This is a genomic window from Aciditerrimonas ferrireducens, assembly GCF_023130475.1.
In the GTDB taxonomy this organism is placed as follows: domain Bacteria; phylum Actinomycetota; class Acidimicrobiia; order Acidimicrobiales; family UBA8190; genus Aciditerrimonas; species Aciditerrimonas ferrireducens.
This window is the reverse complement of the sequence record NZ_JAKHEX010000009.1, coordinates 59,567-75,398: the sequence shown is the minus strand read 5'-3', so window position 1 is coordinate 75,398 and position 15,832 is coordinate 59,567. Positions and strand designations below refer to the sequence as shown.

Genomic DNA, 15,832 nt, shown 5'->3' with positions numbered 1-15,832 from the left:
GCCGGGGCGCCGGCCTCGTCGGCGCGACCCAGGACGCCCTCACCACGGGCGGGGACCGCCGCTCCTCCGGCGCGGCAGGTGCGCCCGGCGGTGCGGGTGCTCCCGCCCCCGCCGCCCCGAACCGGTCCGGCCAGTCCCTCGCCGGCGCGCCCGGGCCCCCGGCCCCGCCCCGTGCCCCGGGCCGCCGCCAGCCGCCGGGCCGGGGTCGTGGTGCCGGACCCGGTCGCGCCGAGGCCGGTCGCGCCGGGCCGGGTCGCCCCGCGGTCGATTGCGCCGCCGGATGCGCCCGACCCCGCTGCGGTCCTCCTCGCCCGGGCCCGGCTCCCTGTCGACCCCTCCCCGGCCGGGAAGCGACGAGACCAGCCCCGATGAGTGCCCAGGAACCTCTGCAGATCGGCAGCCGGCCGCCGGAGACCGAGCTGCCCGAGGCGCCCGCAGGGCTGCAGGAGGCCCTGGCGCGCGCCCTGGCCAGGGACCCCAACGAGCGACGGGACGCCATCGCCGAGGTGGTCCGGCGCGCGCCGTGGTGGTCCGAGGCCTGGGCGGCGCTCGGGGACCACAGTCCCGATCCCCTCGACGCCTACGCCTGCTACCGGGTCGGCTACCACCGGGGCCTGGACCAGCTCCGGGCGGCGGGCTGGCGGGGGAGCGGCCTGGTGCGGGCGGCCCACCCGGGGAACCGAGGGTTCCTGGCCGCCCTGGCCGGCTTGGCGCGGGCTGCCGAGGCCATCGGGGAGCAGGAGGAGGCCGAGCGCTGCCGGCAGTTCCTGGCCCAGCTCGACCCGACCTGGGGCCGCCAGGAGGCAGGCGCGCCGTGAGGGCTCGGCGGCTGCGGGTCGCCGGTGCGGTGGCCCTGATCGGCCTGGCACTGGGCGCGGCCAGCTGCGGGGGCGGTGGGGGGACGAGCGTGGCCGGCCGGGTCCGCACCTGGGTGTCGAGCGCCGACTTCGGGGGCTCGGTGGGTGCCCTGCTCGAAGACAGCGGCCAGATCGAGAAGGTCGTCCGACTCGACGAGGGACCCGGCGCCCTGCGGGCCTGGTGCGGCGTCCTCGAGGACGACGCGTCGACCGCTGCGGGGCACCTGCCCAGCCCGGTCACGTCGGTCACCGACCAGCTCCAGCGCGCCTACCGGCTGGAGCTGGCGGCCGCCAACCTCTGCTACGGGCAGCCCACCGCCCCGCCGTACCCCCCGCGGCTGACCCAGGCCCTCAAGGACATGACCTCGGCCGAGGGCCTCATGGAAGAGGCGCTCCAGGAGGTGACCGAACTGGACGGCCAGGTGCCCTCGACCACCCCCGCCCCGCCCTCGGAGGGCCCCACTGGCGGTGACCCCTTTGCCTGACGCCCTTCGGGACGACCCCGAGCGGGACCGGACGGTCCGTCGGGCGCTGTGGTCGTTGACCAGCGGCCTCTACCTGGTCGGGTCGGTCGCCGGGGACGCGTGGAACCTCATGACCGCGAGCTGGGTCACCCAGGTGGCCACCGAGCCCCGCCAGGTGGCCGTCGGGCTCGAGGCCGGCTCGCGGACCTTGGCCCTGGTGCGCGCCTCGGGGGTCTTCACCGTCAGCGTCCTTGGGCCCGAGCACCGGCCCCTGGTCCGTCGCTTCGCTCGACCGGTCCCGGCAGAGGAGACGATCCGTGACCCGGGGGGGACCGGGAGCCTGCGGGGCGTCCCGGTTCGTACGGCGCCCAGCGGCGCCCCGGTGCTGGTCGACGCCGTCGCCTGGCTGGACTGCCGGGTGGCCCACCAGCTCGAGCTCGGCAGCCACGTGCTGGTCATCGGCACCCTGATGGCCGCCGAGGGACCCCCGGGCGGGGGGCGAGGAGGGGAGCCAGGGACCGTGCTGGTCCTCGGGGAGACCCCCATGCGCTACGGCGGCTAACCCGCTCCCTGCTCCCCGGCGGTGCCTCCGCGGGCCTCGGGGGGCCGAAGATCGACCCGCAGGACCAGCACGCCGTCCTCCAAGCGGGCCTCGGCGTCGCCCAGGATGGCGAAGTCCATGTAGTCCAGCTGGGCCTGTTCGATGAAGCGGCGGCGCTCGGCGCCCTCGATCGGGGGGATGCCCCGTTCCCGCACCGCCCGGGCCCGTTCCCGGAACCGGGCCACCATCGCGGCGGGGTCGAACTCCTCGGCCACGGGGGGATGCTACCGACCCCCGCTTCCCGCCTGGGCCGCCAGCCGGCTTCTCGGCCCAGCGCCGCCTCCTGGCGCGTTCCTCGCGCTAGCCTGGGGGTCGTCTCCGACGCATCGGTGTCCCGGTCAGCGGCGCCGCCTCGGCGGCGGCCGGCCACGGCGGTCACTGCCGACAGTAGGATGGGAGTACCGCAGCCAGGGCCCCGATCTGGCCCATGGAGGAGTCGCTGTGAAGAAGGGACGGCACCGCCGGTTTGAAGAGGCTCGGAGCCTGAAGCGTTCCGTCGCCACCGCGAGTCGTCGTTGCCCGGAGTGCGGCGCAGAGCCTGACGACGAGCACGCGTCCTGGTGCTTGGCCGAGGTGGACCAGCTCGAGGAGCTGCTCGGCCCGGTCTCCTCGGGACGGTCGGGCTTCGACGAGGACGACCCGCTCGCCGAGTGATGGTCGCCTTGGGGCCTGGGGTGGCGCCGGTGCCCGAGGAGGCCCGGTGACTCAGGTGGCGCTGAGGGAGCGACGTCGGGGCCGGCGTCGGATTCGTGTATCGAGCGCGTCGGCCAGGCGGCGGTAGATCTCGGGACCGACCATGGCCTGGAGGTCCTCGGCCAGGGCCCGGTAGAGGGGCGTGCGCCCGCCGAGGGCCTCAGGGGCTTCGGTGCACCACCAGGCGAACGCTGCGCCGCCCTCGCCCCAGTCCCGGCGTTCCCAGCGGCGGATGAGGGTTGTGACGCTGCCGTCCTCGTGGCGGAGGTCCTCTCGGCGAAGGGGCAGTTGCCAGCAGACCTCGGGCTTGGTGGTCCGCGGGGCGACACCCCGGGCCAGCGCGGAGAGGTGCAGGGCGCAGCCGCTCCCGCCGGGGAAGCCGGGTCGGTTGAGGAAGATGCAGACCCCGGCCACCTGCCGGGTCATCGAACCCCCGCCGGGGGCTCGCCGGAGAACCTGGAGGCGACCGTGGCGCCAGGCCTGACGGTGGTGCTGCCAGAGGGCCGGGGGGATCTCCGCGGCCGCTGCCTCGACCCGGGCGGCGTCGTGGCGGTCGCTCAAGTGCGCCCCGTAGGAGCAGCAGCCCTCGCCGCGCTCGGGGGTCGGTGCGGTCAGCACCCCCTGGCAGCCGCAGCCGAACAGGCAGTGCCAGCCGCTCAGGAGGAACGCCACGTCGAAGAGCCAGGTGCGCCGCTCGGCAGGGTCCTCCACCCCCAGCCACTCCCGGACCCCGCTGGTCCCCCCGGACCCCGGGCCCCCCGTCGTCGGGATCACCGTCGTCGGGCTCACCGGCAGGGCCCCAGGGCGACCGCTGCGGGCCGCTCGCCGATGTCGTTCCCTCCGCCGGTCTGGGCCCGTGCCAGTTGGCCCCGGGTCGGCTCGGCGCAGCAGAACCAGGCCTCGGTGAGCCGGGGTCGCTCGTCGGCCGGCAGGGCGCTGGCCAGGCCGGGCTGGACGGCCGGGCGGCGCCGGAGGGCCGGGAGACCGAGGGAGCTGGCCGCCTCGGCCCGCAGGGCGTCGTCGGCCTCGACCGGCCCCCATCCCTCCTGGGCGGCCCGTTCGGCCAGCGAGCCGAGGCGCTCGGCCAGGTCGTCGAGGCGCGGGTCGCGGTGCCGCCAGCGCCAGCCCAGGGCCTCGTCGTCGTAGCCGTCCAGGGCGGCTTGGACGTCGGGGTCCTCGAGCAGCAGGGACCCCGGCGGGAGGAGCAGCCGAACGGCGAACTGGACCGGGTCGACGTTGCCGACCAGGTCCCAGCGGGCCACGGCGTCGAAGAGGGCGTGAAGGCTCGCCGGGGTGGTCCAGGGGGTGAAGGGCAGCAGCGAGGGGCGGGGCTCGATGCCGGCCCGCCGCAGCACGCCGACCGCCTCCTCGGCGTCCGCCGCGTCGTGCCCCTTGGCCAGGCGCGCCAGGACCCAGTCGTCGACCGTCTCGAGGGCCGTCGTCACGAACAGGCAGCCGGCCCGAGCGAACGCCGGCCAGCGGTCCTCGTAGCGCAGGACGTGCTCGATCTTCACCGTCACGTCGAAGGTGAGGCCAGGGAAGGCCTCGTGGAGGGCGGCCACGACCCGCCCGGCATGGGCTGGACGGTTCAAGAAGTCCGGGTCGCTGAAGCTCAGATGGGTCGCCCCGGCGGCCACCACCTGGGTTGCGTCGGCCACCACCTGCTCGGGGGGCACGACTCGGGTCCGGCCCTGGTAGACCACCGGCACCGGGCAGTGCCGGCACCGGTGGGCGCATCCCCGGCTGGCCTCCACCGCAGCCGCCAGGCGTTCCTCGCCAGCGACCCGGAGCCGGGCGTAGCGGGCGAGGGGAGCCAGGTCCCGACGGTCGGGCAGGGGATCCACCGTCGTCCGCAGGCTGACCCGCGGGGGGCCGGCCGTCGGCCGGGAGGCCCAGGCCTGCAGGTCACCCAGGTACTCGCCGGCGAACCCGGCCACCCCTTCGGTCGGGACCACGGCGTAGAGCCCGACGAAGCAGATCGGCAGGTCCGGGCGCTGGCGGCGGACCGACGCAGCCAGGGCACGGGCCAGCCGGAGGCCGGTGTGCATGGGCACGGTCACGCAGAGGCCCTCGGCCCACTCGATCAGGCGGTCCTCGAGCGGTGCCACGGCAAGGTCGGCGACCGCCACCTCGTGGCCGGCCGCCCGGAGCGCAGCGGCGGCCCGGCCGGCTTCGAGGGGCTGGTGGCCCAGCTCGTAGGTCGAGACCACCAGCAGGCGCACGGCGCCACCGTAGCGGCCCGCCGAGCGCCGCCTGTCGCCCAGGGCGAATGGCGGGCGGGCCCCGGTGCCGGCATGATGGCCCGGTGGTGGACGAGCAGCGGCCCGCGACGCCCGACGATCCCGGGGACCTCGGGCGGCGCATCGCCCAGCGACGGGCAGCCCTGGGCCTGGACGTGGACGAGCTGGCCCGCCGGGCCGGCATGGCCCCGGCGTACCTGCGCTACGTCGAGCACAGCGCCCATGCCCGACCCGGCCCGGCGGCCTGCGCCCGTCTGGCGGCTGTCCTCGGCACGTCGGTGGCCTGGCTCCGAGGCGGGGGGACCGAGCGGGCCCCGGGGGCCGGCCCGGACCCCGGCGGGGTGCCCAGCCTGGACGTCCTCGACGAGGGGGCCTGTCGGCAGCACCTCGGCGAGCGGGGCGTCGGTCGGGTGGTCTTCGACGAGGAGCAGGGGCCGGCGGCCCTGCCCGTGAACTACGTGGTCCTCGACGGCGCCCTGGTGTTCCGGACCGCCGCCGAGGGGCCGATCGCCCGGGCCCTGCGGGCCGGCCGGCCCCTGGCCCTCGAGGTCGACCACCTCGACGAGGTCCGGGGCGAGGGCTGGAGCGTCTTGGTCCGCGGCCCAGCCGCTTTCCTGGAGGACCCCGAGGGCCTGGCCGCCGTCGAGCACCGGGGGCTCGTGCCCTGGGCCGGCGGCGAGCGCCACGCCGTGGTCCGCGTCGAGGCACGCGAGCTCTCGGGTCGCCAGATCCGGCGGGCCTGAGCCGTGGTCGACGGGTCTCGGCCCGGGGTCGTCGTCCACCTCGACGAGGCCGACCCCGCCCGCCAGCGCCTGGCCCTCGCCAACGTCGCCAACCTCTTGGCCGATCTCGGCCCCGCCGCCGGTCCGGTCGAACTGGTCGTCAACGGGCCCGGGCTCGACGTGGCCCTGCAGGGCAGCCCGCTGGCCGGCGATCTCGCCGCGCTCCAGGGCCAGGGCGTGGTGGTGGCCGCCTGCGCCAACACCCTGGCGGCCCGAGGCCTGGAGCGAAGCGCCCTGCTGCCGGGGGTCCACGTGGTTCCGGCCGGGGTCAGCGAGCTGGTTCGCCGCCAGCGGGAGGGCTGGGCCTACCTCCGTCCCTGAGCCGCCTCAGCCCTCGGTGCCCGTGCCCGCGTCGCCGGCCAGCTCGATCCGCAGGGCCGCCCAGGCCCGCCGCAAGGCAGCTTCGGCGTCGGCCGGCCGGAGCCCCTGGCTGAAGACGAAGGCCAGGTAGCCCTCGGCGTCGGGAGCCGGGGCCACCCACTGCCCGGGCCGGGCCGTGACCTCGACGCCCACGACCCCCGGCACGGCCTCCGCTTCGGCCACGCCCCGGAGCCCGAGGAAACGACCGGGGTGGGGCGGGGGCACCATCAGGACCCCGGCGGCCCGCCGTCGCCGGGCGTCGGCGATCCGCCGACCGAGGGCCGCCTCCAGCACTAGCCGCTCCAGGCGCCGACCCGAGGCCACCTCGACCACCCGGCTGCAGCGCCCCCCGATCGTCCGGGCAGCCACCTCCAGGACCACGGGGCGCCCGGCATCGAGCCGCAGCTCGGCGTGCACCGGCCCCGCTCCGATTCCCAGGGCCCTCACCGCCGCCTCCGTGGTCCGGACGACCTCGGTTTGCACGACCTGCTCCAGCCGGGAGGGCGTGACGTAGATCGTCTCCTGGAACGCCGGACCCTCCAGGGGGTCGGGCTTGTCGAAGATGGCCAGCACCTCCAAGCTGCCCTCGACCAGCACCCCCTCGACTGCCACCTCGGGGCCGGCCACGTAGGACTCCACCAGCAGCGGTCGTGCCGGCGCTTCGCCTGCGGCTCGGGCGATGGCAGCGGCTCGCTCGGCCGCTGCCAGGGCCGCGGGCAGGTCGTCGGCTCGGAGGACGCCCCGGCTGCCCGACAGGCCGACCGGCTTCACCACGCACGGCGTGCCCACCTGTGCCAGCGCCGCCTGGAGGGCTCGGGGGTCGTCCGGGGGCACGACAACGTACCGGGGCTGGGGCACCTCGGCCTGGGCCAGCAGACCACGGGTCACCGCCTTGTCCAGGCTGGCAGCCACCCCCCCCGGTTCGGCGTGCGGCAGGCCCAGGCCGGCGGCGGCCCGGGCGGCGACCAGCACGCTCCGGTCGTCCACGCCGACCACGGCGTCCAGGGGATGCAAGCGGTCGTAGGCCACGACGGCGGCCGCAGCCGTCTCGGGGTCCTCCAGGTCCAGCGCCAGGGCCGGTGGATGGCCCGGCTGGCTGGCCAGGGGCGAGGTGGCCTCGGCGGCCACGACCACCTCCGTCCCCAGCTCGGCGGCGGCGGCCAAGAACGCCTCGGCACGGTAGGTGGTGGAGGGCACGACCAGGAGGACCCGCGGCACCCCTCTATGATGACGGCCGGGAGGTGCTGCCATGCCGGAGAACACGGTGACCGCGGCGGGCCCCGTCCTCGCCATCACCGAGGCGGCCCTGAGCGTCGTCAAGCAGGCACGTGACGCCGAGGCCGACGCCGACCGGCTGGCGCTCTGGGTCGAGGTGACCGGGGCCCAAGGGGGCAGCTACACCTACGACATCTACTTCCAGGCCACTGCGGACGCCGGGCCCCGGGACGAGGTCCAGGAGGTCGGCGGCCTGGCCGTCGTCGTGCCCGCCCGGAGCGTCGCCCGGCTCCGGGGGGCCCGGCTGGACTGGTCGGACGAGGGGGAGGGGGGACTGGTCATCGTCAACCCCAACACCCCGCCGGCCAGCGAGCGGCCCGCTCCGCCCCCCGGTGACCTGGACTCCGACCTGGCCCGTCGGGTCCAGGCGGTCCTCGAAGAGCAGATCAACCCGGCCATCGCAGCCCACGGGGGCCGCGCCGATCTGGTCTCGGTGGACGGCACCGTCGTCTACCTCCAGCTCGGCGGGGGCTGCCAGGGCTGCGGTCTGGCCGCCGTCACCCTCTCCCAGGGCATCGAGGTCGCGCTTCGGGACGAGATCCCCGAGATCACCGAAGTGGTCGACGTCACCGACCACGCCTCGGGGGAGAATCCTTACTTCACCTCGTCGAAGAAGTAGGCCGGCCGGGCGGCCACCCGGAGGACCAGCTCGACCTCGTCGGCGACGATCACCCCGCCGGTTTCGAGGGCCGAGCTGAAGCGCAGGCCGAAGGCCGACCGCTTGATGGTCCCGAGGGCGGTCATGGCCAAGCGTGGTCGAGCCTGCTCGTCCTGCGTGCCGTGGACGTGCACCTCGAGGTCCAGTGGCCGCCGAGCGTCCCGGATACCGAGGACGGCAGCCAGTCGCCAGCTGCCTTCCACCGATCCGGGTGCCACGACCTCGCCCGCCAGGGTCAGCCAGGGGAACCGGCCAGCCTCCAGCAGTTCCTGGCGCAGGTGCTGGTCCCGCGCCGGGTCCCCGGTGTCCACCGATGACGCCAGGGCCTGCCCGGCGACCGTCGTCCCCGTGATGCCGGGGCGGACCTCCAGCGCGCCTTCGAACTGCCGGAAGCGGCCCTGCACCCGCCGCACCAGCAGTTCCCGGGCCACGAAACCCACCTCGGACGTCGCCTCGACCACCCAGCGTCCCGCCGGCAGGTCCGCAGCGGCGGGCGGCCTCGGCGGGGTTCGAGTGGGCACGGCCCCGCATTGTCCGGGCGACCCTGAACTTCCGTCAAATCGGAGGCGGGTCGTTCGAGGGGTCCGGTGCGGGGTCCGCCCCGGCCAGGCCCCGACGGCTAGCCTCGAACAGGTGGACGGCCTGGTCGTCGCCGGCGGGGGAGCCCTCGGTCTCGTCCTCGGGGGCGCCCTGGAGCTGCCGGTGGCCGCCGCCCAGACCCACCGGGACCCCTGGGTCCTCCGCTGGTGCTGCCGGTCCTGTGGTGCCTCGCTCGGACGACCGGGGCATCCCTGCCCAGGGTGCGGAGCGCCAGCGGCCCTCGGGCGGGCGGGCCTCCTGGCCCTGTTGGGTGCCGGGCTGCTGGCCGCCCTGGCGGCCCGGCTCGGCCCCCACCCGGTGCTCTTGGCCGAGATGGCCCTGACCCTCGGCCTCCTGGCCCTGAGCGCCGTCGACCTGGCCACCTACCGGCTGCCCAACCGCCTGCTCTACCCGACCGCCGGGGCCGTCGGGGGTCTCGAACTGCTGGCCGCTGCCTGGGGCGGGCACTGGGCGGACCTCGGCCGAGCGGTCCTCGGGGCGGTGCTCGCCCTGGCGGCCCTCGGCCTGGTGCACCTGGTAGCCCCGCGGGGCATGGGCTTCGGCGACGTCCGCCTCGCCGGGCTGATCGGGCTGGGCTGCGGCTGGTTCGGCCTGGAGCGGGTCTTCGTGGCCTTCTTCGTCGCCTTCGTCCTCGGCGCCCTGGTCGGCGTGGTGGTCATGGTGGTGACCGGCCACGGGCGCCGGACCCGGCTGCCCTTCGGTCCGTTCCTCTCCCTCGGGGCCCTCAGCGCCCTGCTCCTCGGCGGGCCCCTCGGCCGCCTCGTGCTCCACGCCGGCCACTGACCGCCCCCCAGAGGAGCGGGCGCGGACGACCGAGCCGACGCCTGCGACCGGGACGAGCCAGCTCGGGCCTGGCTGGGCGGCCTGACTAGATTGACGACGTGCTCCGCTTCCTCACCGCCGGGGAGTCCCATGGGCGTGGCCTGGTCGTCGTGGTCGAGGGCCTCCCGGCGGGGCTGCCGATCGAGGAGGAAGCCATCGCTGGGGAACTGGCCCGTCGCCGGCTCGGCTACGGACGGGGTCCTCGGATGCGCTTCGAGGTCGACCGCCTGACCCTCTTGGGCGGGATCCGGCACGGCCGGACCCTCGGGTCCCCGGTGGCGGTCCTCATCGACAACACCGAGTGGCCCAAGTGGGAGCAGGAGATGTCGCCCCACCCGGGGGCGCCGAGCCGTCGGCTCACGACCCCTCGTCCCGGTCACGCCGACCTGGCCGGCATGTTGAAGTACGGGTTCGACGACGCCCGGGACGTCTTGGAGCGAGCCTCGGCCCGAGAGACCGCAGCCCGGGTGGTGGCCGGCTGCCTGGCCAAGAGCCTCCTCTCCCACCTCGGCGTGGCGGTCCTCAGTCATGTCGTGGCCCTCGGCGAGGCCCGGGCCGACGGTGGCCTGCGCCCCGGGCCCGGCGACCTGGCACGGGTCGACGCCTCGCCGGTGCGCTGCTTCGACCCGGTAGCGGAGGAGGCGATGGTGGCCGCCATTCGGGCCGCGGCCAAGGACGGGGACTCCCTCGGCGGGGTCGCCGAGGTGCTCGCCTACGGGGTGCCGGTCGGTCTGGGCAGCCACGTCCACTGGGACCGTCGCCTCGATGGCCTCCTGGCCCAGGCGGTCATGAGCATCCCCGCCATCAAGGCGGTCGAGGTCGGCCAGGGGGAAGAGGTCGCCAGCCTGCGGGGTTCGGTGGCCCACGACGCCATCGAGTGGGACGCCGAAGGCGGCCAGTACCGCCGGCCGACCAGCCGGGCCGGGGGCATCGAGGGCGGGATGTCCACCGGGGCCCTCCTCGTGGTGCGCGCCGCCATGAAACCCCTCGCCACTTTGAACCGGCCGGTCCTCGCCACCGTGGACGTCGAAACGAAGGAGCCCACGAAGTCGTTCAAGGAGCGGACCGACGTCACGGCCGTGCCCGCCATGGGGGTGGTGGCCGAGACCATGGTGGCCTGGGTGCTGGCGGCCGAGGCTGTCCGCAAGTACGGCGGGGACTCCCTCGCCGAGCTGGTCCGCAACTGGCGCGCCGCCACCGAGGCCCTCGGCAGCACCCCGTCTCGGGCCCCGGCCGTCGCCGACCCGCTGCCGGTCCAGCCGTGAGCCGGGCCGTGCAGGAGCTGGTCGTCGAGTTGGGGCCGCGCCGCTACCCGGTGCTCGTCGGCCCGGGTGCCCGCCACCAGCTGGCCGCCCTCCTGCCGCCCGGGGCGCGCAAGGTCGCGGTCGTCACCCAGGCCGGGATCCCCGTCGAGGTCGACCCTGGGGTGCCCCTGGTCCGCCTGGAGGTGCCCGACGGGGAGTCGGCCAAGACCCTCGGCGAGGTCGAGCGGCTCTGTCGGGCATTCGTCGCCGCCGGCCTGTCCCGGGCCGACGCCGTCGTGGCGGTCGGCGGGGGCGTGGTGAGCGACCTGGCCGGCTTCGCCGCTGCCTGCTACCACCGGGGCATCCCCTACCTCACCGTCGCCACCACCTTGCTCGCCCAGGTCGACGCAGCGATCGGGGGCAAGACCGGGGTGAACCTGCCCGAAGGCAAGAACCTCGTCGGGGCCTTCTGGCAGCCCGCGGCGGTCTGCTGCGACACCGAGACCCTGGCCAGCCTGCCGGCCCGGGAGTGGGCCTCGGGGCGAGGCGAGATGGCCAAGTACGCCTTCCTCGCCGGCCCCGACGGGCGACCGCCCGGCGCCGGGGCGGCGGCGGCCCTGGCGGCCCTCCCCCTCGAGGAGCAAGTGGCCCGCTGCGTGGCCGTGAAGGCTGCCGTGGTGGCCGAGGACGAACGGGAGGGGGGGCGGCGCATGGTGCTGAACTACGGCCACACCCTGGCGCACGCCCTCGAGGCCGTTGGCCTGGCCGGGGGCTCGCTCGACCTCCGCCACGGGGAAGCCGTGGCCATCGGCCTGGTCTTCGCCGCCCTCCTGGCCCGCCGCCTCGGTCGGATCGACGAGGACCGGGTGGCCGAGCACCGAGCGGTGGTCGAGGGTCTCGGCCTGCCCAGCCTGCCGCCGCCGGGCCTCGACCCCGAGATGCTTCTGGCGGCCATGGCTCGGGACAAGAAGGCCAGGGGCGAGCTGACCTTCGTGCTCGACGGCCCCCGTGGCGTCGAGCCGGTCCCAGGCGTCCCCGTCGACGTCGTGCGGGAGGTCCTCGCCGAGATGCTCGGAGCCAGTCGATCGGCCCCGGCGTCGTCGGCCCCAATGTCGTCGGCCCAAGTCCCGTCGGCCCAAGTCCCGTCGGCCCAAGTCCCGTCGTCCCTGAGAGGTGGTCGAGGGTGAGCCCGTGCGCGCCGGCCCGTCCGCTGGTCCTGCTGCTCTCGGGGCCGAACCTGGGCCTGCTGGGTCAGCGCCAGCCCGAGGTCTACGGCCGAGCAACCCTGGAGGACCACGTCGCAGCGGCTCGTGCCGAGGCCGAGGCCCTCGGCCTGCAGCTCGAGCACCAGCAGACCGACCACGAGGGCACCCTCCTCGAAGCGGTCCACGGGGCCCGCACGCGGGCAGCCGGCCTGGTGGTGAACGCCGGGGCGCTCACCCACTACTCCTGGGCCCTGCACGACGCCCTGGCGGCCTTCGACGGGGTGGTCGTCGAGCTCCACCTCTCCAACCCGGCGGCACGGGAGCCCTGGCGGCACACCTCGGTGGTGGCGCCCGTGGCCCACGGCCTCGTGGCCGGCTTCGGTGGCCTGGGCTACCGCCTGGCCGTCCGGGCGGTCGCCGAGCTCCTGGCCCAGCGTCGACAGGAGGGCCCGTGACGACCCAGGCACCCCTTGGACCCTTTCCCCCCGGCGACCATCCGGGGCGCCTCGCTCGCCTCCGGCAGCGCCTCGCCGAGGAAGGCCTGGACGCCCTGGTGGTCACCAGCCTGGTCCACGTCCGCTACCTCACCGGGTTCAGCGGCTCGGCCGGCCGACTGGTCCTGACGCCCGAGGACGGGCTGCTGCTGACCGACGGCCGCTACCGCACCCAGGTCGAGGAGCAGCTCCAGGTGGCCGGGGTCCGGGGCCTCGTCGAGCCCCGCGTGAGCGGCCTGGCCGGGCAGCAGGAGGCTCTGGTCGAGCTGCTCGGGGCCTCGGGTCGCCGGGTCGGCCTCGAGGCCGACCACCTCAGCTGGTCGGCCGCTCGCCGGACCGCCGAGCTCCTGCCCGAGGCCGAGCTGGTGCCCACCACCGGCCTGGTCGAGGGCCTCCGGCTCGTCAAGGACCCGGCCGAGCTCGCCCGGCTCGAGGCCGCAGCCCACGTGGCCGACCAGGCCCTGGCCGAGGTCCTCGGCCTGCTGGCCCCTGGTCACCAGGAGCGCGAGGTGGCCGAGGCCCTGGACCACGCCATGCGACGCCTGGGGGCCGAGGACCGGGCCTTCGAGACCATCGTGGCCTCCGGGCCCAACGCGGCCAAGCCCCACGCCCGCCCCGGGGATCGCGTCCTAGCCCCCGGGGACACCGTGGTGGTCGACTTCGGGGCCACCGTCGACGGCTACCGGTCGGACATGACCAGGACCTTCACCCTGGGGCCGGTCGGGGAGGACCTCGAGGCGGCCGTGGCCCTGGTCCACGAGGCCCAGGCCCTCGGCGTGGCCGCGGTCGCGCCCGGCCGGGCCACCGGGGAGGTCGACGCCGCCTGCCGGGACCGCATCGCTGCCGCCGGGCTGGCCGAGCGCTTCGAGCACGCCACCGGCCACGGGGTGGGGCTCGAGGTCCACGAGGCCCCGGCCGTGGCCGCCGGTGCCACTGCTATCCTCGCCCCCGGCGTCGTCGTCACCGTCGAGCCCGGCGTCTACTTGCCCGGGCGCGGCGGGGTCCGGGTGGAGGACACGGTGGTCGTCACCGACGACGGCTGCCGACCCCTGACCCGGTTCCCAAAGGAACCCGTCCTCCCGCTGTGAGGACCCCGAGGCACGAGGACCGACTTCGACGATGGCTGTGACGACGAACGATCTCCGCAACGGCATGACCCTCGACCTCCCTGACGGCCTCTTCGCCGTGGTCGAGTTCCAGCACGTCAAGCCCGGCAAGGGCGGCGCCTTCGTGCGGACCAAGCTGAAGAACGTCCGCACCGGCGCCGTGCTCGAGCGGACCTTCCGGGCCGACGAGCGGGTCGAGCAGGCCATCGTCGAGAAGCGCGAGATGCAGCTCCTCTACCGGGAGGGCGACAGCCTGGTGTTCATGGACGCCACCAGCTTCGAGCAGCTCCCGGTTCCCGTGGCCGCCGTGGCCGAGGCTGCCCGGTTCCTCAAGGACGGGGACAGCACCGTCCTGCAGCTCTATCAGGGCGAGGTGGTCGGCGTCGACCTGCCGGCAGCCGTCGAGCTCGCCGTCACCGAGACCGAACCCGGCGTCCAAGGCGACCGGGTCTCCGGGGCCCGCAAGCCGGCCACCCTGGAGACCGGACTGGTCGTCCAGGTGCCCCTCTTCGTCAACGTCGGGGACCGGGTCAAGGTCGACACCCGGACCGGCGAGTACATCACCCGGGCTTGAGCCCAGAGTCGCCTGGGCCCTCGCCGCTGGCCGAGCGACCAGAGAGGGACGAGGCCGGCCAACGGGCGAGGGGGCACGCGCCGACCGAGCCTCCGAACCTGACCGCCGGTCGACGCCTGGCCCGTGAACGGGTCCTCGGTCTGCTCTACGAGGCCGAGGCGAAAGGGGTGTCCCCTGCGGGGGACCGTATCGACCAGCTCATCGCCCAGACGACCCTCGGCTGGGAGCTCGGCCGCCTGGCCCGGGTGGACCTGGCGATCCTCCGCCTGGCCGTCGCCGAGCTCCTCGAGGTCCCCGAAGTGCCCGTCGCCGTCGTCATCGACGAGGCGGTCGAGCTGGCGAAGCGGTTCTCCACCGAGCACTCCGGGCGCTTCGTGAACGGGGTGCTGGCTAGCATGGTGGACGAGGTCCGACCGGGGCTGCCCCCTCGCCCAGGGGAGCCGGCCGACGAGCGGGCCACTGGGCCCTCGGGGGGCGGCCCGGGATAATTGCTCGCGGGCGCACTGGCAGGAGGGCCAGGCCACGATGACCACCATCGTCGATCGGGGGGCGGGACCGGCCGTGCGCAGCGGCCCCCCGGGGCGCCGATCCGGCGACGTCGACCTCGCCAGGGACGCCGAGCTGGTCGCCCGGGCCCAGGCCGGCGACCCGGCAGCCTTCGCCGAGCTCTACGAGACCTACCACGACCGGCTCCTCCGGGTCTGTGCCCGGCGGCTCCGGGACCGGGACCTCGCCGAGGAGGTGGTCCAGGAGGCCTTCGCGCGGGCCTGGCGGGCCCTGCCGAGCTTCGGCGGCGAGCGCCGCTTCTACCCCTGGCTCTCGGTCATCGCCGCGCACCTCTGCATTGACGAGGAGACCCGCCGCCGCCGGGTGGCCCCGGTGGCCGAGCTGGCGGTCAGCCGGCTGGTCAGCGACGAGGACACGGGAGAGGACCGGGTGGTCGCGGCCAGCGACCGAGAGGTCGTCGCCGATGCCCTGCGTCGCCTCTCGGGCCGGCACCGGCGCCTGCTCCTCGCTCGGGAAGAACTCGGCTGGTCCTACCAGGAGATCGCCGCCGCCGAGGGTGTCCCCGTCAGCACGGTCGAGACCGCGTTGTTCCGCGCCCGGCGCACCCTCCGCAAGCTCGTCCTCGCTGCCCAGGACGGCACCCGGGCCAGCGCCCTGGCGGTGCTCGGCGGCCTGCTCGGCCTCCGCCGTCGCCTCTTCGGTGCCCAGCAAGCCCTGACCAGTTCCCTGTCGTCGGCACCGGCAGCCAGCGGGCTGGTCAAGGGCACCGTCGCCCTCGCGGTCCTCGGGGCAGGGGTGGCGGCCGGCACCCTCCTCGGGCCGGCCAGCCCCACGCCGGCCCGTCCCCGGGTCCAGGCGGCCGCGCCAGCCCCTCCCCGCCCCGCCCCTGGGGTCGCTGGCACCCACGCCGCTGGCAGCCAACCGCTGCCCACCTCGGCGGCACCCCACGGCACCCCCGTCGCCGCCGACGCCGGCACCCCGAGCGGCGGTGCCAGCATCCCGAACGGTGGTGCCCGCGTGTCGTCCAGCGAGCTCCTGCCCGGTCTGTTCGGGCCGGGTACCGCCCTGCTCGCTCGATCCGCCCCGACCTCGGGCGCTCCGACAACCTCCAGCCCCACGCCGACCGGCGCAGCCTCGTCGACCGTGCTCGGCGCCCTGGCCGGCACGCTCGGGGCTGCGCACACCGCCACGACCGGTCTGACCGGGGGCGTGGTCCACGCCCTCGGCGACCTCCTCGCTGGCGGCTCGCAGGACCCGTCGACAGCGCCCCAGCCCGCCACCGCCAGCTCGGTGCCCAGCAGCTCCCTCGGGGCTGTCCTCGGCGGCAGCTGAGTTCCCTCCGGTCGGCCC

At 75.8% G+C, this 15,832-nt stretch carries 20 protein-coding genes; 15 read left to right on the top strand and 5 right to left on the bottom strand.

Annotated elements, in window-relative coordinates; translation table 11 throughout:
- Positions 1-368 precede the first annotated feature (368 nt).
- From Acit_RS07140 to Acit_RS07130, 3 genes are read left to right on the top strand one after another with little or no spacing between them, the layout of a single operon-like run.
- A complete protein-coding gene (locus tag Acit_RS07140; RefSeq protein ID WP_248107432.1) occupies positions 369-818 on the top strand; it encodes a DUF3151 family protein in 450 nt (149 codons plus the stop codon).
- Positions 815-1,342 (top strand): hypothetical protein, encoded by a 528-nt coding sequence (locus Acit_RS07135; protein WP_248107430.1) that lies wholly within the window; start codon positions 815-817, stop codon positions 1,340-1,342. Before Acit_RS07140 ends, Acit_RS07135 begins: the two co-directional genes overlap by 4 nt.
- Positions 1,326-1,883 carry a flavin reductase family protein gene (locus tag Acit_RS07130; protein WP_248107428.1) on the top strand — a complete coding sequence of 186 codons (558 nt, stop codon included), beginning with the start codon at positions 1,326-1,328 and terminating at the stop codon, positions 1,881-1,883. The genes Acit_RS07135 and Acit_RS07130 overlap by 17 nt, the downstream gene beginning before the upstream one ends.
- On the opposite strand, the gene Acit_RS07125 is transcribed toward Acit_RS07130, so the two are convergent.
- A complete protein-coding gene (locus tag Acit_RS07125; protein ID WP_248107426.1) occupies positions 1,880-2,137 on the bottom strand; it encodes a hypothetical protein in 258 nt (85 codons plus the stop codon). The two genes, Acit_RS07130 and Acit_RS07125, sit on opposite strands and share 4 nt — an antisense overlap.
- A gap of 226 nt (positions 2,138-2,363) precedes the next feature.
- Here Acit_RS07125 and Acit_RS07120 point away from each other — a divergent pair, with 226 nt between their 5' ends.
- The gene (locus Acit_RS07120) at positions 2,364-2,576 is read left to right on the top strand and encodes a hypothetical protein (protein WP_248107424.1); all 213 of its coding nucleotides are present in this window, start codon (positions 2,364-2,366) and stop codon (positions 2,574-2,576) included.
- Positions 2,577-2,627: 51 nt separating this feature from the next.
- On the opposite strand, the gene Acit_RS07115 is transcribed toward Acit_RS07120, so the two are convergent.
- Positions 2,628-3,404, bottom strand: coding sequence for a DUF3109 family protein (locus tag Acit_RS07115; RefSeq protein WP_248107423.1), 777 nt, complete (start codon positions 3,402-3,404; stop codon positions 2,628-2,630).
- On the bottom strand, positions 3,401-4,837 hold the full coding sequence (locus tag Acit_RS07110) for a radical SAM protein (RefSeq protein ID WP_248107421.1): 1,437 nt from the start codon (positions 4,835-4,837) through the stop codon (positions 3,401-3,403). The genes Acit_RS07115 and Acit_RS07110 overlap by 4 nt, the downstream gene beginning before the upstream one ends.
- Before the next feature lie 83 nt (positions 4,838-4,920).
- Here Acit_RS07110 and Acit_RS07105 point away from each other — a divergent pair, with 83 nt between their 5' ends.
- Complete coding sequence (locus Acit_RS07105; RefSeq protein WP_248107419.1) at positions 4,921-5,598, top strand: helix-turn-helix domain-containing protein; 678 nt, start codon at positions 4,921-4,923, stop codon at positions 5,596-5,598.
- Between the two features lie 3 nt (positions 5,599-5,601).
- On the top strand, positions 5,602-5,958 hold the full coding sequence (locus Acit_RS07100) for a DsrE family protein (RefSeq protein ID WP_248107417.1): 357 nt from the start codon (positions 5,602-5,604) through the stop codon (positions 5,956-5,958).
- A 6-nt stretch (positions 5,959-5,964) separates the two neighbouring features.
- Here Acit_RS07100 and Acit_RS07095 read toward each other — a convergent pair whose 3' ends face one another.
- Positions 5,965-7,215, bottom strand: coding sequence for an ATP-grasp domain-containing protein (locus Acit_RS07095; RefSeq protein ID WP_248107415.1), 1,251 nt, complete (start codon positions 7,213-7,215; stop codon positions 5,965-5,967).
- Positions 7,216-7,246: 31 nt separating this feature from the next.
- Here Acit_RS07095 and Acit_RS07090 point away from each other — a divergent pair, with 31 nt between their 5' ends.
- Positions 7,247-7,891, top strand: coding sequence for a NifU family protein (locus Acit_RS07090; protein WP_248107413.1), 645 nt, complete (start codon positions 7,247-7,249; stop codon positions 7,889-7,891).
- On the opposite strand, the gene Acit_RS07085 is transcribed toward Acit_RS07090, so the two are convergent.
- Positions 7,867-8,451, bottom strand: a complete 585-nt coding sequence (locus tag Acit_RS07085) for a YceI family protein (RefSeq protein WP_248107412.1) — start codon at positions 8,449-8,451, stop codon at positions 7,867-7,869. The genes Acit_RS07090 and Acit_RS07085 overlap by 25 nt on opposite strands.
- Before the next feature lie 112 nt (positions 8,452-8,563).
- On the opposite strand from Acit_RS07085, the gene Acit_RS07080 reads away from it, so the two are divergent.
- The 8 genes from Acit_RS07080 (at position 8,564) to Acit_RS07045 (ending at position 15,814) form a co-directional block, all read left to right on the top strand.
- A complete protein-coding gene (locus Acit_RS07080; protein ID WP_248107411.1) occupies positions 8,564-9,313 on the top strand; it encodes a prepilin peptidase in 750 nt (249 codons plus the stop codon).
- Positions 9,314-9,411: 98 nt separating this feature from the next.
- A complete protein-coding gene (gene aroC, locus Acit_RS07075; RefSeq protein WP_248107409.1) occupies positions 9,412-10,617 on the top strand; it encodes a chorismate synthase in 1,206 nt (401 codons plus the stop codon).
- On the top strand, positions 10,614-11,783 hold the full coding sequence (locus Acit_RS07070) for a 3-dehydroquinate synthase family protein (protein ID WP_248107408.1): 1,170 nt from the start codon (positions 10,614-10,616) through the stop codon (positions 11,781-11,783). The genes aroC and Acit_RS07070 overlap by 4 nt, the downstream gene beginning before the upstream one ends.
- Entirely contained in the window at positions 11,780-12,256 is a 477-nt protein-coding gene (locus Acit_RS07065) for a type II 3-dehydroquinate dehydratase (RefSeq protein WP_248107407.1), read from the top strand. Before Acit_RS07070 ends, Acit_RS07065 begins: the two co-directional genes overlap by 4 nt.
- Positions 12,253-13,383 (top strand): M24 family metallopeptidase, encoded by a 1,131-nt coding sequence (locus tag Acit_RS13620; protein WP_248107405.1) that lies wholly within the window; start codon positions 12,253-12,255, stop codon positions 13,381-13,383. Before Acit_RS07065 ends, Acit_RS13620 begins: the two co-directional genes overlap by 4 nt.
- Before the next feature lie 31 nt (positions 13,384-13,414).
- The gene (efp, locus tag Acit_RS07055; protein ID WP_248107403.1) at positions 13,415-13,975 is read left to right on the top strand and encodes an elongation factor P; all 561 of its coding nucleotides are present in this window, start codon (positions 13,415-13,417) and stop codon (positions 13,973-13,975) included.
- 98 nt (positions 13,976-14,073) lie between these two features.
- On the top strand, positions 14,074-14,463 hold the full coding sequence (nusB, locus tag Acit_RS07050) for a transcription antitermination factor NusB (RefSeq protein WP_376746027.1): 390 nt from the start codon (positions 14,074-14,076) through the stop codon (positions 14,461-14,463).
- Positions 14,464-14,500: 37 nt separating this feature from the next.
- The gene (locus Acit_RS07045; protein ID WP_248107393.1) at positions 14,501-15,814 is read left to right on the top strand and encodes an RNA polymerase sigma factor; all 1,314 of its coding nucleotides are present in this window, start codon (positions 14,501-14,503) and stop codon (positions 15,812-15,814) included.
- Positions 15,815-15,832 lie beyond the last annotated feature (18 nt).